At 68.1% G+C, this 14,249-nt stretch carries 15 protein-coding genes; 8 read left to right on the top strand and 7 right to left on the bottom strand.

The genetic code is table 11. From position 1 onward, the window contains the following. Positions 1 to 11: 11 nt before the first annotated feature. Positions 12 to 887 (top strand): folate-binding protein YgfZ, encoded by an 876-nt coding sequence (locus tag ASD69_RS04085; RefSeq protein WP_056174286.1) that lies wholly within the window; start codon positions 12 to 14, stop codon positions 885 to 887. A 186-nt stretch (positions 888 to 1,073) separates the two neighbouring features. Here the strand turns inward: ASD69_RS04085 and ASD69_RS04080 are convergent, their stop codons facing one another. The 5 genes from ASD69_RS04080 to ASD69_RS04060 form a co-directional block, all read right to left on the bottom strand. Beyond that, positions 1,074 to 3,389 carry a thiamine pyrophosphate-dependent enzyme gene (locus tag ASD69_RS04080; RefSeq protein WP_056174284.1) on the bottom strand — a complete coding sequence of 772 codons (2,316 nt, stop codon included), beginning with the start codon at positions 3,387 to 3,389 and terminating at the stop codon, positions 1,074 to 1,076. A 70-nt stretch (positions 3,390 to 3,459) separates the two neighbouring features. Beyond that, the gene (locus tag ASD69_RS04075) at positions 3,460 to 4,101 is read right to left on the bottom strand and encodes a glutathione S-transferase family protein (protein WP_056176538.1); all 642 of its coding nucleotides are present in this window, start codon (positions 4,099 to 4,101) and stop codon (positions 3,460 to 3,462) included. Beyond that, entirely contained in the window at positions 4,098 to 4,655 is a 558-nt protein-coding gene (locus ASD69_RS04070; protein WP_056174281.1) for a GNAT family N-acetyltransferase, read from the bottom strand. The genes ASD69_RS04075 and ASD69_RS04070 overlap by 4 nt, the downstream gene beginning before the upstream one ends. A 183-nt stretch (positions 4,656 to 4,838) precedes the next feature. Continuing rightward, on the bottom strand, positions 4,839 to 6,002 hold the full coding sequence (locus tag ASD69_RS04065) for an acyl-CoA dehydrogenase family protein (protein WP_056174279.1): 1,164 nt from the start codon (positions 6,000 to 6,002) through the stop codon (positions 4,839 to 4,841). A gap of 222 nt (positions 6,003 to 6,224) precedes the next feature. Continuing rightward, a complete protein-coding gene (locus ASD69_RS04060) occupies positions 6,225 to 7,046 on the bottom strand; it encodes a glycine zipper 2TM domain-containing protein (RefSeq protein WP_056174277.1) in 822 nt (273 codons plus the stop codon). A gap of 180 nt (positions 7,047 to 7,226) precedes the next feature. Between ASD69_RS04060 and ASD69_RS04055 the strand changes: the two genes are divergently transcribed. Together ASD69_RS04055 and ASD69_RS04050 are read left to right on the top strand one after the other, a co-directional pair. Then, entirely contained in the window at positions 7,227 to 7,445 is a 219-nt protein-coding gene (locus ASD69_RS04055) for a DUF6116 family protein (RefSeq protein WP_056174275.1), read from the top strand. A gap of 3 nt (positions 7,446 to 7,448) precedes the next feature. Next, positions 7,449 to 8,231 carry a TatD family hydrolase gene (locus ASD69_RS04050; protein WP_157498972.1) on the top strand — a complete coding sequence of 261 codons (783 nt, stop codon included), beginning with the start codon at positions 7,449 to 7,451 and terminating at the stop codon, positions 8,229 to 8,231. Positions 8,232 to 8,387: 156 nt separating this feature from the next. Here ASD69_RS04050 and ASD69_RS04045 read toward each other — a convergent pair whose 3' ends face one another. Beyond that, entirely contained in the window at positions 8,388 to 9,185 is a 798-nt protein-coding gene (locus ASD69_RS04045) for a tRNA threonylcarbamoyladenosine dehydratase (protein ID WP_157499101.1), read from the bottom strand. A gap of 108 nt (positions 9,186 to 9,293) precedes the next feature. On the opposite strand from ASD69_RS04045, the gene ASD69_RS21685 reads away from it, so the two are divergent. The 3 genes from ASD69_RS21685 to ASD69_RS04030 all read left to right on the top strand — a co-directional run bounded on the left by ASD69_RS21685 (position 9,294) and on the right by ASD69_RS04030 (position 11,736). Then, positions 9,294 to 9,746: a hypothetical protein gene (locus tag ASD69_RS21685; protein ID WP_056174270.1), complete on the top strand. Its 453-nt coding sequence runs from the start codon at positions 9,294 to 9,296 to the stop codon at positions 9,744 to 9,746. Between the two features lie 140 nt (positions 9,747 to 9,886). Further along, positions 9,887 to 10,366 carry a glycine zipper 2TM domain-containing protein gene (locus tag ASD69_RS04035; RefSeq protein WP_056174267.1) on the top strand — a complete coding sequence of 160 codons (480 nt, stop codon included), beginning with the start codon at positions 9,887 to 9,889 and terminating at the stop codon, positions 10,364 to 10,366. Between the two features lie 248 nt (positions 10,367 to 10,614). After that, entirely contained in the window at positions 10,615 to 11,736 is a 1,122-nt protein-coding gene (locus ASD69_RS04030; RefSeq protein ID WP_056174265.1) for a M35 family metallo-endopeptidase, read from the top strand. A 226-nt stretch (positions 11,737 to 11,962) separates the two neighbouring features. Here ASD69_RS04030 and ASD69_RS04025 read toward each other — a convergent pair whose 3' ends face one another. Next, positions 11,963 to 12,172 (bottom strand): cold-shock protein, encoded by a 210-nt coding sequence (locus ASD69_RS04025; protein ID WP_055906256.1) that lies wholly within the window; start codon positions 12,170 to 12,172, stop codon positions 11,963 to 11,965. Between the two features lie 216 nt (positions 12,173 to 12,388). Here ASD69_RS04025 and ASD69_RS04020 point away from each other — a divergent pair, with 216 nt between their 5' ends. Continuing rightward, positions 12,389 to 12,877, top strand: a complete 489-nt coding sequence (locus ASD69_RS04020) for a DUF456 domain-containing protein (protein ID WP_056174262.1) — start codon at positions 12,389 to 12,391, stop codon at positions 12,875 to 12,877. Positions 12,878 to 13,018: 141 nt separating this feature from the next. Continuing rightward, positions 13,019 to 14,215, top strand: coding sequence for a phospholipase A (locus tag ASD69_RS04015; RefSeq protein WP_056174260.1), 1,197 nt, complete (start codon positions 13,019 to 13,021; stop codon positions 14,213 to 14,215). Positions 14,216 to 14,249: the final 34 nt, after the last annotated feature.

Below are 14,249 nucleotides of genomic sequence, written 5' to 3'. Positions count from 1 at the left end.
GTCCCGCCCCCATGCATGACAACCCGCAGCCTTCGTCCGGACAGGCATTCGCCCTGCCCGGCCACCGCGTGATCGAGCTTTCCGGCCGCGACGCGGCGACGTTCGCGCAGGCGCAGTTCATGAACGATGTCAACGCCTTGGCCCCCGGCCAGTGGCAGTGGAGCGGCTGGTTGACGCCCAAAGGACGGGTCATCGCGCTGATGGCTTTACTGCGTCTGGCCGATGAGCGGATCTGGCTGCTGTTGCCCGATGCCGACCCGGAATCGGTCGTAACTGCGCTGAAACGCTTCTTGTTCAGAAGCAAGACGACCATCGTCGTACGCGACGATCTGCGCGCGTTCGGGCATTACGCTGCGCCGCAGGCGGCCGTGGGTGCGACCCTGGCCGGCGAGGAGACGACGGGCGTGGAACTGGACTATCGCGGCGACGGCGACGCGCGCGCGCTGCGCATCGCACCCGCACAGGCGGCGGGCGCCGAAGACCCTGTCCAGGCCGCGCGCTGGGCCCTGGACGACCTGCGCCACGGCCTGCCCCGGCTGGGCCCGTCCCAGATCGAACAATGGACCCCGCAGCAGCTCTCGCTGGAGCGCCTACGCGCCTTCAGCGTCAAGAAGGGCTGTTACCCGGGCCAGGAAATCGTGGCGCGCACGCATTTCCTGGGCAAGGCCAAACGTGGGCTGGCGCTGATCGAATCGCCGCACTCGGTGGCGGTCGGCGCCGAGCTGCGCTCGCACGATGCGGTGCTGGGCACGATCGCGGCCAGCGCCAGCGCAGGCGACCGCCACTTGGCCCTCGCGGTCGCGCCGTTGGAGCGTGCGGAAGGCGGACTCAGCCTGGACGGCCATGCGGTGGCCGAGATCGCATTGCTGGACGGCTTGGCGCGCTAGCCGCCCAATGCCGCGCGGCAACCTCCGGTAGAGGCGGCGCAAGCCGCGACCGCGCCGCCGCGTGTGGCGGCGATGCTATGCCTCAAGGTCGCGGCTTGTGAGCGTAGGAAATCCCTGCGGGACGCCGCTCTTGCACCCAAGCGCTGACGCTAGCGGACGGAGCGAGTCGCTCCGCCCACCGATGCCTCAGCCCGCGGCCAGCGTGTCCGCCGCGGCGACGATGTCGTCTTCGCCCGGAATCACCAGGAAGGCAGCGCCCGCGAGCGGGGTGTAGGTGTCCACGCCGACCACGCGCTGGAACGGGCGCGCGCCGTAGCCGCCCTCGGCGATCGCGGTGATCACGCCCTCGCCCACGCCGGCGCTGCGCCGCCCTTCATCGACCACGATGATGCGCTTGGCGGTGCGCGCCTGCTCGGCGATGTAGGCGTCGTTGAGCGGCACCAGCCATCGCAGATCGACCACGCGGGTCTTCCAGCCGTGCTTGGCCTCGATCGCGCGCGCCGCGCGCAGGCTCATCGGCACGCCGTTGCCGTAGCTGAAGATCACCAGATCCTCGCCCTCCCCGTACACCCGGCCCTCGCCCAGCGTCATCGCCTGGTCGGGTTGCGGGTACGCGGTCAGCCAGGCGCCGTCGCCCGGCTCGTACAGATCCTTGGTCATGTACAGCGCGATCGGCTCCAGGAACACCGCCACGCGCCCGTCGACCTTGGCCAGCGCGGTCAGAGTGCGCAGCATGGTCGCGGCGTCGTCGCCGCGCGAGGGGCAGCCGACCACCAGGCCCGGAATGTCGCGCAGCGCGGTGATCGAGTTGTCGTTGTGGAAGTGGCCGCCGAAACCGCGCTGGTAGCCCAGGCCGGCGATGCGCACCACCATCGGATTGCGGTACTGGTTGTTGCTGAAGAACTGCAGCGAGGCCGCTTCGCCGCGGATCTGGTCGCAGGCGTTGTGGAAATACGCCAGGTACTGGATCTCGGGGATCGGCAGCAGTCCGACGTTGGCGAAGCCCTGGGCCATGCCCAGGATCATGGTTTCGTCGAGCAGCGTGTTGAACACGCGGCGCGGGCCGAAGGCCTTCTGCAGGCCCTTGGTGACGGTGTAGACGCCGCCCTTCTGGGCCACGTCCTCGCCGAACAGCAGGGTCTCGGGGTACTTGGCGAAGAGGTCGTGCAGGGCGTTGTTGATCTGGATCGCCAGATGCCGCGGCGGCTGGTGCTCGGGCAGCTTGGCTTCGCCGCCGAACACCTCCAGGCGGCGCGGCGCGTAGTCGGCGCGTTGGGCTTCCTGCGCGACCGCGGCCGGCGTGTACGGCGCCAGCGGCGCGATCACTTCGGCGAGTTGGTCGAGCTTGGGCCGGCGGTCGGCTTCCTCGGCCGCGGCGAAGCAGCGCTTGCGCGTGGCCTCGTACAGTTCGAGCACTTCGTCGCGCGACATCAGGCCCGACTCCAGCGCGATCGCCGCCGACCGCAGCAGCGGGTCGCTGGCTTCGACCGCGCACAGTTCCTCGATCGAACGCCATTCGATCTCGAAGTCGGTGCCGGCGTGGCCCATGATGCGGGTGGTGCGCAGGTGCAGGAAGGTCGGGCGGCGGTTGCGGCGGCAATGCTCGACCGCGCGCTGCACGTCGGCGTAGCCGCTGGCCAGGTCGAGGCCGTCGGCGGCGAAATAGTCCAGGCCGTCCATGTTGCGGAAGCGATTGCCGATCCAGCCGCCCGGGGTCTTCACCGAGATGCCGATGCCGTTGTCTTCGCACACGAACAACACCGGCGCCGGCAGCTTCTGGTAGGCGGTCCAGGCCGCGGCGTTGAACGCGGTCTGGGCGGTGGCGTGATTGGCCGAGGCATCGCCGAAAGAGCAGATCGCGATGCTGTCGTCGGGGATCGGCAGCGCATGGCCGAGGCGGCGGCCGGTCTCGATCGCGACCGCCGTGCCCAGCGCCTTGGGCAGGTGCGAGGCGATGGTCGAGGTCTGCGGCAGCACCCACAAGGGCTTGCTGCCCCAGACCTTGTGACGGCCGCCGGAAGCCGGATCGTCCTTGCTGGCCGCGAACGACAGCGCCGAGTCCATCACCGGGTCCATGCCCGGCAGCTTGCGGAAGCGCTCGGCCATGAAGCCGCCGCTGCGGTAATGCAGGAAGGCCGGATCGGTATGGCGGGTCAGGCGGGCGACCATCGCGTTGCCTTCGTGACCGCTGGAACCGATGGTGTAGAAGACCTTGTTCTGCACGCGCAGCACGCGCGCCATCAGATCCAGATGGCGGCTGATCAGCTGCGATTCGAACAGCTCGCGAAAGCCTTGCGCGTCCAGCGCGCTGCCGTCCAGCACCGCCTCGTGGGCGGCCGGGCGCGCGTCGGCGCGGCCGCTCCAGGCTTTGACGAACTCGACGAAGTTGAGGTCGCAGATCTCGGCCCGGTTGAGGCCCTTCATGCGTGCCGGGATCGGGCTGGGCACAGCGTTGAAGTGGGGGACGCTGCTGAAGATCGAAGACTGCGCTTGCGCTGACATCGTGAGGCTCCGCCGCCCCGGGGGCCGGCTAGTCGTAGGGGGAATCGGGTCGTTTAGTCGCGGATCGTGTTCATGGGGTCTGCGCGATGAGCTCGGCGGCGACCGCGTCGGGCTCGGGCAAGGCGACGAAGCCCGGCGTCGCGCGCACGCGCGCCAGCCAGGACCGCAGCGCCGGGTACGGCGTCAGATCGACGCCGCCGTGGCCGGCGACATCGGTGTAGGCGAACAAGGCGATATCGGCGATGCCATAGCGCCCGGCGCTGAACCAGTCGTGCTCTCGCAGGTGGGTTTCCATCACCTGCAGGGCCGCGTGCGAACGTTCGCGCAGGCGCGGCAGTTCGGCGCGCCGCGGCGAGTCCAGCGGCGTCCAGCCGGCGATGAAACGCGCGACCGCGACATAGGGCTCGTGGCTGTATTGCTCGAAGTTCATCCAGCTCAGGGTCTGCGCGCGCTCCCACCTGTCGTCGGACAGGAACGGCGTGCCGTCGGCCAGGTAGTACAGGATCGCGTTCGACTCGCTGAGCGTGCGCCCGTCCTCGAGTTCGATCACCGGTACCTTGCCGTTCGGATTCAAGGCCAGGAACTGCGGCGTGCGGGTCTGGCCGCGGCTGCTGTCGACCTCGACCCAGCGATAGGGCTGGCCCAGTTGCTCCAGCAGCAGCTTGAGCTTGTGGCAGTTGCCCGAGGGCGAGAAACCGTGGATCGCGATCATGTCGGCGCCCCCGCGCGACGCGCGCGCCATTGCTCGCGGCTCTGGCCCCAGATCTCGATGTCCTTGTCGTCGAACGGCGCCGGCAGACGGTCCTGGCGCAGGTAGCGCGAGCCCAGCTTGGCGGCCACGCCCTTGGAGCCGAGGTTGCCGGTGTCGATGCTGTGGATCACTTCGCTCCAGCCCAGGTGCTCGAAGGCCCAGTCGATGGCCGCGGTCGCGCCTTCGGTCGCATAGCCCTTGCCGCCTTCGCTTTCGATGATGCCCCAACCCACTTCGGGACCGGGCCAGCCCTCGGGCTGCCACGGGCCGAGCCGGCCGATCCAGCGCCCGGAGGATTTCTCGAACACCGAGAAGAAGCCGTAGCCCATCGCCGCCCAGGAGCCGATCACCGACATCAGCGAGCGCCAGGCCGGCGAGCGCGCCTGCGGCCCGCCGAGGTAGCGCAGATAGTCGCCGCCGCCGGCCATGAAGGCCGCCCAATCCTCGAAATCGTCCAAGCGCGGCGGGCGCAGGAGCAACCGCGGCGTTTCCAGTTCGATGTCGGGGATGGTCATCACGGATCGGCTCTCCTGCTGAGCGTGACATCGCTAGCGGTATGCAAGCCCCTCTCTTATCGGGAGAGGGGTTGGGGTGAGGCCGCTCCTAAGCTTGCGACTTGCGCCGTCGTTGCCTTGGCGCGGGCCCTCATCCGGCCCTGCGGGCCACCTGCTCCCGCGATGCGGGAGCAGGGAAACTCGTTAGAACGCGTTGATGCCCGTCAGCTCGCGACCGACCACCAACTGGTGAATCGTCTCGGTGCCTTCGTAGGTGATCACCGACTCCAGGTTCAGCGCGTGCCGGATCGCGGCGTGCTCGGTGGTGATGCCGGCGCCGCCGAGCAGGTCGCGGCATTCGCGCGCGATGTCGATGGCCATGCGGCAGTTGTTCCACTTGGCCAGCGAGACCTGGGTGGGCTGCATCTGGCCGGCGTCCTTGAGGCGGCCGAGCTGGACCACCAGCAACTGCGCCAGGGTGATGCGGCGCGCCATCTCGGCCATCTTGATCTGCGCCGACTGGGTCGCCGCGACCGGACGGTCGAACAGGATGCGTTCCTTGCTGTAGTTCAAGGCCTCGTCCAGGCAGGCGATGGCCGCGCCGATCGGGCCCCAGGTGATGCCGTAGCGGGCCTGGGTCAGGCAGCCCAGCGGGCCCTTGAGGCCCTTCACGTTGGGCAGGCGGTTGGCCTCGGGCACGCGCACGTTGTCGAAGAACAGCGACGAGGTCACCGACGCGCGCAGGCTCATCTTGTGCTTGATTTCCTGGGCGGCGAAACCGGCCATGCCCTTCTCGACCACGAAGCCCTGGATGCCGTCCTCGGTCTGCGCCCAGACGATCGCGATGTCGGCCAGGTTGCCGTTGGTGATCCACATCTTGGAGCCGTTGAGCACCCAGTCGCCGCCGTCCTTCTTGGCGTGGGTCTTCATGTTGGCCGGATCGGAACCGCCGTGCGGCTCGGTCAGGCCGAAGCAGCCGATGATCTCGCCGCGGGCCATGCCCGGCAGCCAGCGCTGGCGCTGCTCTTCGCTGCCGTAGGCGTAGATCGGGTACATGCACAGCGAGGACTGCACGCTGACGAAGCTGCGGATGCCGCTGTCGCCACGCTCGAGTTCCTGACAGATCAGGCCGTAACTGACCGCGTTGAGGCCGGCGCAGCCGTATTGCTCGGGCAGCGAGGAGCCCAGCAGGCCGAGGTCGGCGATCTCCGACACCAGTTCCTTGGGGAAACGGCCCTGGTCGAAGGCGTCGCCGATGATCGGGATCACGCGCTCGTCGGTGAAGCGGGCCACGGTGTCCTGGACGGCGCGCTCCTCTTCGGTGAGCAGGGAACGGACGTCGTACAGATCGTAGGGATGCAGGGCCATGGCGCGCTCAGGAGACCGTAGGAACGGAAAGACCGCCATTGTACTGGCCGCGCCCGGTCCGGGGTAAACCCGCGCTGCGCGCGCTCAAGCCCGCATGTAAGCGTTATCAGGCCGGTCGGCGCTGGCGCTGCGCCGATACAGCGCACCCAAAAAGAAACGGGGCCGGATAGCCGGCCCCGTTCGGTTGCGCTGGATGGCCGCGGGCCATGCCCGCGCGCGCACTCAGCCGCGTTCGTTGCCCGCGCCGGCCGAGGCGGTCTGGGTCACGACCTTGCCGTCGATCACCGGCAACTGCTGGCCCGGACGCTCGTCCATGCGCACGGTCTGCTCCTGGCCCTGATACCGGTAGGTCACGTCGTAGCCGACCACCTTGTTCTCGTCGCCCAGGGCGATGCGGTTGCCCGGCTTGCTGCCGGTGCGCATGGTGCCGGTGGTGCCGTCGGGATTGCGGTAGGTCACGTTGTAGGCGACCACGCGGGTGGACTGCGAGGTCTCCGACACGGTGTGGCACTGGCGCTCGGTGCGGTTCACGACCTTGCCGCCGACGTGGTTGCGGTCGACGCGGTTGCCGATGTAGCCGCCGGCGGCGGCGCCGGCCACGGTCGCCGCCTTCTTGCCGTTGCCGCCGCCGATCTGGTTGCCGACCAGGCCGCCGATCAGGGCGCCGGCGACCGTGCCGCCGACGTTGCCGTCGCGCTCGGGCAGGCGCTCCTGCACGACCACGTCCTCGCAGACTTCGCGCGGGGTCGAGGCGGTGCTGGTCTCGCGCACCGGGTCGGTGCCGATCACAGTGGCGTACAGCTTTTCCTTCTGGTTGATCGGCTTGACGTTGACGACGTCGGCGTAATCGACTTCCGGCTTGGCGGTGGTGGCGATCGCGCCGTTCGCGGCGATGTCGCCCTCGGCGGCAGCCGCGGCGTCGGCGCTGGTCAGCGCCGTGGTCGGGGCGGCCGAGCCGTTGCCACGGAAGCTCTGGAACGCGGCGACGGCGACGCCGCCTACGAGCAGCGAAGCGAGCGCTACAGCCAACATGTTCTTGTTCATCGTGAGCCTCCTGCAGTGAAGCGAATTGGTGCGGGACGAGCCGCGGGTGTGGACGGCGCCATTGCACCACTCGAAACCTGAACGAGCACCTATTGAAATCCGCAAAACTGTCCCCTGCATGAACCCATCGCGACGACGTGCTAGCGTGTTTGCAACGCGTGTCACACCCCTGGTGAGTCCATGGCCAATCCCCTGCTCGCTCCTTTGATGGGCTTCCTCGGACGCCTGAGTTATCCGCGGCTGTTCATGCTGACCGCGGTCCTGTTCGGCCTGGATCTGGTGATCCCGGACCTGGTGCCGTTCGCGGACGAATTGCTGCTGGGCCTGGGCACCTTGCTGCTGGCCAACTGGAAGAAGCGCAAAGCGCCGCTGGAGCCGCCCGCCCCGCCCGCGCGCTGAACCGTGGTGGCGCTGGTCGACAGCCACAGTCATCTGGACGCGGCCGAGTTCGACCCAGACCGCGATCGAGTCGTGGCGCGCGCACGCGCCGCCGGGGTGACCCGACAGGTGGTGCCGGCGGTCGATGCCGCCGGCTGGCCCAAGCTGCGCGAGGTCTGCGCGCGCGCTCCGGGGCTGTATCCGGCCTACGGGCTGCATCCGATGTATCTGGCGTCGCACCGGCCCGAGCACCTGCGCGAACTCGGCGACTGGATCGAGCGCGAGCGCCCGCTGGCGGTCGGCGAATGCGGGCTGGACTACTTCGTCGAAGACCTGGACCCGCAAGCGCAGTCGCTGTACTTCGACGGTCAGCTGCGGCTGGCGCGCGACTTCGATCTGCCGGTGATCGTGCATGCGCGGCGCGCGGTGGACGCGGTGATCGCGGCGATCCGCCGCTGCGGCCCGCTGCGCGGCGTGGTGCACAGCTATTCGGGCAGCGAGGAACAGGCGCGGCAGTTGTGGAAGGCCGGCTTCCTGCTGGGTCTGGGCGGGCCGGTCACCTACGAACGCGCGAATCGTTTGCGCGGGCTGGCGGCGAGCATGCCGATCGAACACCTGCTGCTGGAAACCGACGCGCCCGACCAGCCCGACGCCGGCATCCGTGGCCAGCGCAACGAACCGGCGCGATTGGCGACGGTGCGCGACACCATCGCGGCCTTGCGCGGAATCGATGCCGACGAACTAGCGCGCGTGACCAGCGCGAACGCGGAGCGGTTGTTTCGCTTGCCAGCCGCAAGCGTCGGATAAGGCGATCGCGGTCGCTTCGGGGTAGGAGCGGCGTAAGCCGCGACCACGCAGCGCGTAAGCCGACGCCATCGCGGTCACTCGAAATCGTTGTGGCTAGCGCGGCAAGGGTTGTGTCGCGGTCGCGGCTTGTGCCGCTCCTACCCCGAGCTGGCGGCGCTAAGACGCCGGCTTGGGCTTCAGCAATATCTCCAGCGCCCGCCCCACCGCCGCGAACGCGAAGGCGCCGGTGATATGGGTGGCCGCGCCCAAGCCGGCGCCGCAGTCGAGCTTGAGCGCGGCGTCCGCGTCCAGCTTGGGGCGCAGGCCGCAGACGGTGCCGTCGGCCTGCGGATACTTGACGTTCTCCAGCGAGTAGATCGCCGAGACGCCGAAGTAGCGGTCCGGATTCTTGGGGAAGTTGAACTCGCCGCGCAGCTTCTTGCGGATCAGCGCCAGCATCGCGTCGTGCTCGGTGCGCGACAGGTCGCGCACGCGCACCAGGGTCGCGTCGGTGCGCCCGCCGGCGGAACCCACCGCGATCACCGGCCGCTTGCGGCGGCGACACCAGGCGATCAACTCGACCTTGCTGCGGAAACTGTCGCAGGCGTCCAGCACCAGGTCGTAGTCGCGGTCCAGCAATTCGTCCAGGTTGGACGGGGTCAGAAAGCTCTGCACCACGTCCAGGCCGATTTCCGGATTGATCGCGCGGCAGCGCTCGGCCATGACCTCGACCTTGGCGCGACCGTAGTGGCCGTCCATGGCCGGCAACTGCCGGTTAGTGTTGGAAAGGCACAAATCGTCTGCATCGATCAGGGTCAGATGGCCGACGCCGCTGCGCGCCAGGGCCTCCACCGCCCACGAGCCCACGCCGCCCATCCCGACCACCGCGACGCGGCAGCGGGACAGCCGGGCGACGGTGCCGGTGCCGTAAAGCCGGTCGATGCCGGCGAAGCGCTCCCGCCATGCGGGCGCCAGGGTGTTTTCGCTCATGCGCGCATTGTACGGGCGCGCCGCGCGGGGCCCGATGGCGGAACGCGCAACGCTGCGTGTTAAGGTTCGGCCATCTTGGATGGAGGCCAGGCAATGAACGATACCCAGCCCAACACCGTCGCCGCCCCGCGTAAGGGCAACGGCAGGAAGTACCTGTTCCTGTTCCTGATCGGCCTGGTGATGGGCGCGATCGGCACGGTGATGCTGATGCGCGCCTGGCAGGCGCGCCAGGACCCCTTCCCCGACAGCGTGATGCACGTGCAGGCCTGGCACCTGAAGCAGTTGGAAAGCCGGGTGCAGGAGAACCGCTGCGCGGCCACCGACACCCTGCCCCACGTCAAGGCGCTGCGCACCACCGGCGACGACCTGGAATGGGCCTTCCCCGACCTCAAGGACGACGCCCGTTTCACTGGCCACGCGAGCAAATTCCGCGCGACCCTGGACAGCGCGCTGGCGAGCCCGCCGCTCAATTGCGCTGGCGTGGGCACGATGAACAAGCAGATCCAGGATGCCTGCGGCGCTTGTCACCAGGACTTCAAGGGCTGAGCGAGGCCGCCAGCCCCGCCGCAAGCTGAACATTGCGTCGCGGCACAGGAACGGTTGATCGGCTGTTCACGCGGAGCCGCCTAGTTTGGAGGGCGCGTGGCGAGGTATGCCACTCGCCCCTCCATCCGCAGGAGATCCGAATGAATACCCAGAATCTACGCCTGCTCGGCATCGCCGCGGCCGCCACCCTGGCCTTGGCCGGTTGCGCCACGGGACCGGGCTACTCCTCCGGTTACGGCAACCCGCAGCCCAGCTACGGCAATGCCCCGGCCAACTGCTACGACTGCGGCACCGTGACCCGGATCGAGCAGCTGGCCGGCGGCTCCGCGCCCAGCAAGACCGGCGCCGTGCTCGGCGGCATCGTCGGCGCGGTCGCCGGCCATGAGATCTCGTCCCACACCGGCGGCAGCAAGGGCAACCAGAACGTCGCCGCGGTGGCCGGCGCGGTCGGCGGCGCGATCGCCGGCAACGCGATCCAGAACCGCACCGACGGCGGCCGTTTCAACGTCTACGTACGCATGGACGACGGCCGCACCACGGTGGTCACCCAGAACGATCTGGGCGGCATTCGCGAAGGCAGCTACGTACGCGTCTACAACGGCCGCGCCTCGGTGCGCTGAGCCTCGGCGTCGCGAACACGAAGGCGGCCCGCTACGGCGGGCCGCCTTTTTTGCGTCTGAAGCGCTAGCACGACGCCCGCGCCGATGCTGCACAGCAGCATCGGCAGCCGATCGCCACACTGCAACGGCAGTCACGATTGCGTCGCGACGCGGTCGTGGCCGAGCGCGCCCAACGCCTGCGTAGAGGATTAGTGTCGGCAGGTCCGCCCCCGCGGGCCTCGCCTACCCAAGACATGGAGACCAGTCGAATGAAGCTATTGCACCTCGTGTCCGGCACCGCCGTTCTGGCCGGCGCCATCGCCGCGGCCACCGCCGCCGGCCCCGCCGCCCCGACCAATCCGCTGCGCGTGAGCATCAACGCCTTCGACGGCGGCGCCCAGGCGCTCAGCGCCGACGCCGGCGCGCTGCAGGGCGCGGTCGAAATCGCGGTCACCAACACCAGCCGCCGCACCGTGCGCCTGCCCAAGTGGCAGCTGCCGACCGAAGTGCTGGATGCCAATCTGTTCGAAGTCAGCGTCGACGGCGTCAAGCTCGACTACCAGGGCCCGATGATCAAGCGCGGCGCGCCGCAGGCGGCCGACTTCACGATCCTGCGTCCGGGCGAAACCTACCGCGTGGTGGTCGACCTGGCCTCGGCCTACGACCTCTCGCAGGCCGGCGACTACACCGTCACCTACAACGCCCCGCTGCAGTTCGCCTCCACCGACGACCGCAAGCTGCTCAACCAGGCCAACGGCCTGCCGATGAGCGCGCGCAGCGCGCCCTTGCGCCTGTGGCTGGACGGCGGCGCCAAGCTCGACGCCGCGCAGCGCGTGAGCGCGGCGGCCAAGCCGGTCGGCCCCTTGCAGGTGGTCAACGGCGTCAACTACGTCGGCTGCACCAGCGCACGCATCACCACCGCCGGGCAGGCCGTGACCGCGGCGCGCAACTACTCCGAGAACGCCAAGGGCTATCTCAACGGCGGCACCGTCGGCGCGCGCTACACCACCTGGTTCGGCGCCTACACCTCGTCGCGCTACAGCACCGCGCGCCAGCACTTCGTCTCGATCGACGCGGCGATGGACCAGAACAGCGGCCAGATCACCATCAACTGCGGCTGCACCAGCAGCGCCTACGCCTACGTGTATCCGAACCAGCCTTACCAGATCTACGTGTGCAAGGCGTTCTGGAACGCACCGCTGACCGGCACCGACTCCAAGGCCGGCACCCTGATCCACGAGATGAGCCACTTCAACGCGGTCGCCGGCACCGACGATCACGTCTACGGCCAGACCGGCGCCAAGAATCTGGCGATCAGCAATCCGACCAACGCGTTGGATAATGCCGATAACCACGAGTACTTCGCCGAGAACACCCCGTTCCAGAACTAAGCGTCGACTATCCAACGACGCGGCGATACCGGAAAGCGGTCCGTTTCGACGGGCCGCTTTCTTTATGTTTCGAAATCGCAAGTTTTAGAAACTTTATCGGGCGAGTGGGCGTCGGCGGCAGATACACGCCGAGAATAAATCCCGGAAAAAGAAAAACCCGGCTCGCGCCGGGTTTTTCAGGTCCTGAGCGCCCCCTTGCGGCGACGCTTCGATCAGGGGTGTTGCCTTATAGCGGTTCGACGGCGTCGGCCTGCAGACCCTTCTGGCCCTGCACGACGGTGAAGGAGACCTTCTGGCCTTCCTTCAGGCTCTTGAAGCCCTGGGACTGGATCGCACGGAAGTGCACGAACACGTCCTCGCCGTTCTCGCGGCTGATGAAGCCGAAGCCCTTGGCATCGTTGAACCACTTGACGGTACCGAATTCACGGTTCGACATTTTTACTTGCTCCTTGAAACGTTGGTTGTTTAACCGCAGCTCGCGCTGCGTGCTGGTTGCAAGGAGGAAGCGAGGTGCAACGATGTAGCGGATCGAGGATCAACCGCATCGGGCCACGATTCACGGTGACCCTTGGCAAACACAGCGCCCGCAACTTACCCCGCTATGGGGCAAAATGCAAACAGCCCGGACAGCCTGTCCGGACGGGGGTTCTGGATGGATTTCACGACTGTTTATTACGTGCTGGCCGGGCTGCTGATCCTGGTCGGAATCGCCGGTACGGTACTGCCGGCACTGCCGGGTTTGCCGCTGGTTTTCGCCGGCATGCTGCTGGCCGCCTGGGCCGGCAAGTTCGAACAGGTCGGCTGGATCATGCTGACCGTGCTGGGGCTGTTGACCCTGGTATCGCTGGCCGTGGATTTCCTGGCCACGGCGATGGGCGCCAAGCGCGTCGGCGCCAGCAAGCTGGCCCTGATCGGCGCCGTGGTAGGCACCTTCGGCGGCCTGTTCGTGGGCGGCCCGATCGGCCTGTTTGCCGGCCCCTTCGTCGGCGCTCTGGTCGGCGAGCTGATCCACAGCCGCCAGCTCGGTCAGGCGACCAAGGTCGGGGTCGGCACCTGGGTCGGCATTCTGATCGGCACGGTGCTGAAACTCGGCCTCGCATTCGCGATGCTCGCGCTATTCGCCGCGGCCTGGATTTTCTAGGCCGATAGTTACTAGCGAGTTTCGCGGGAGGCCGGCTTGGATACTAAAAGCGTGGCTGAAGCTCGAACTCATGAAAACTGGAAACCGCAGGCAGTGGAAGACACACTGTCTGCGTAATCGCTTCGATCATGGAACCCGCACATGCGTTCAGCCGCGAACCGTCCCGCCCGCTCCCGCCCCAACGCCCACGCCGCGGTCCGCCCGCTGCTGTGGGCGCTGGCGGCCGCGGCGCCCTTGGCCGCGTCGGCGCAACCGGTGCCGGCCCCGGCCACGCCCGAGGCCTGCACCGCGATCGCCGGCGACGCCGATCGCCTGGCCTGCTACGACAAGGCGCTCAACCGGCAAGCCCCGGACACCCGCGCCGCCGACGTGGCGGCCAAGGAAGCCAAGGCGATCCAGCGCAATCTGGAACTGGCCGACCAGATCGAAGGCAAGGCGCCGCCGGTCGAAGCCGAAAGCCAGCGCCGCCGCAACGACCTGTATTCCAGCGAGGCGCCGTTGGACAGCGCAATCGCCAACGCCGGCAAGGGCGGCCTGCTCGACAGCCGCTGGGAACTGGCCAAGGACTCCAAGCTGGGCGTGTTCAACTTCCGCGCCTACAAGCCGGTGTATCTGTTGCCGGCGTTCTGGACCAGCGACATCAACGAACAGCCCTACTCGCCCAACCCACGCAACCAGGTCCCGACCCCGCAAGCGCTGGACAGCGTCGAGGCCAAGTTCCAGCTCAGCTTCAAGACCAAGGCGGTGGAGAACCTGTTCGGCGACAACGGCGACATCTGGATGGGCTACACCCAGAGCTCGCGCTGGCAGGTCTACAACGCCGACAACTCGCGGCCGTTCCGCGAGACCAACTACGAGCCGGAAGTGCTGCTGGTATTCCGCAACAACTACCGCATCGGCGGCTGGAACGGGCGCATGGCCGCGATCGGCCTCAACCACCAGTCCAATGGCCGCGCCGATCCGCTCTCGCGCAGCTGGAACCGGGTGATCGCCAACATCGGCCTGGACCGCGAGGACTGGGCGCTGACCCTGCGTCCGTGGTGGCGCATCTCCGACGGCAACGACGACGACAATCCGGATATCGAGGATTACATCGGTCGCGGCGACATGACCCTGGTCCACCGCCGCGGCGGCCACGAGTTCAGCCTGATGGCGCGGCATTCGCTGCGCGGCGGCGACCGCTCGCACGGCGCGGTCCAGTTCGACTGGGCGTTTCCGATCCACAATTCGCTGCGCGGCCGCCTGCAGATCTTCGACGGTTACGGCGAGAGCCTGATCGACTACAACCATCGTGCGACCTACATCGGCCTGGGCGTATCGCTGCTGGAATGGTACTGAGCGCACGAAACGCGCAAGACGGGCCCCGCCCGTT

Source organism: Lysobacter sp. Root604 (assembly GCF_001427505.1).
Taxonomy (GTDB): Bacteria; Pseudomonadota; Gammaproteobacteria; order Xanthomonadales; family Xanthomonadaceae; genus Lysobacter.
This window is presented reverse-complemented; position numbering and strand designations above follow the sequence as displayed.

Coding starts and splice junctions, on each gene's coding strand:
- ASD69_RS04055 (WP_056174275.1), top strand. CDS start 7,227: ATGGCCAATCCCCTGCTCGCTCCTTTGATGGGCTTCCTCGGACGCCTG.
- ASD69_RS04065 (WP_056174279.1), bottom strand. CDS start 6,002: ATGGCCCTGCATCCCTACGATCTGTACGACGTCCGTTCCCTGCTCACC.
- ASD69_RS04025 (WP_055906256.1), bottom strand. CDS start 12,172: ATGTCGAACCGTGAATTCGGTACCGTCAAGTGGTTCAACGATGCCAAG.
- ASD69_RS04075 (WP_056176538.1), bottom strand. CDS start 4,101: ATGATCGCGATCCACGGTTTCTCGCCCTCGGGCAACTGCCACAAGCTC.
- ASD69_RS04015 (WP_056174260.1), top strand. CDS start 13,019: ATGCGTTCAGCCGCGAACCGTCCCGCCCGCTCCCGCCCCAACGCCCAC.
- ASD69_RS04080 (WP_056174284.1), bottom strand. CDS start 3,389: ATGTCAGCGCAAGCGCAGTCTTCGATCTTCAGCAGCGTCCCCCACTTC.
- ASD69_RS04070 (WP_056174281.1), bottom strand. CDS start 4,655: ATGACCATCCCCGACATCGAACTGGAAACGCCGCGGTTGCTCCTGCGC.
- ASD69_RS04030 (WP_056174265.1), top strand. CDS start 10,615: ATGAAGCTATTGCACCTCGTGTCCGGCACCGCCGTTCTGGCCGGCGCC.
- ASD69_RS04020 (WP_056174262.1), top strand. CDS start 12,389: ATGGATTTCACGACTGTTTATTACGTGCTGGCCGGGCTGCTGATCCTG.
- ASD69_RS04060 (WP_056174277.1), bottom strand. CDS start 7,046: ATGAACAAGAACATGTTGGCTGTAGCGCTCGCTTCGCTGCTCGTAGGC.
- ASD69_RS04085 (WP_056174286.1), top strand. CDS start 12: ATGCATGACAACCCGCAGCCTTCGTCCGGACAGGCATTCGCCCTGCCC.
- ASD69_RS04035 (WP_056174267.1), top strand. CDS start 9,887: ATGAATACCCAGAATCTACGCCTGCTCGGCATCGCCGCGGCCGCCACC.
- ASD69_RS21685 (WP_056174270.1), top strand. CDS start 9,294: ATGAACGATACCCAGCCCAACACCGTCGCCGCCCCGCGTAAGGGCAAC.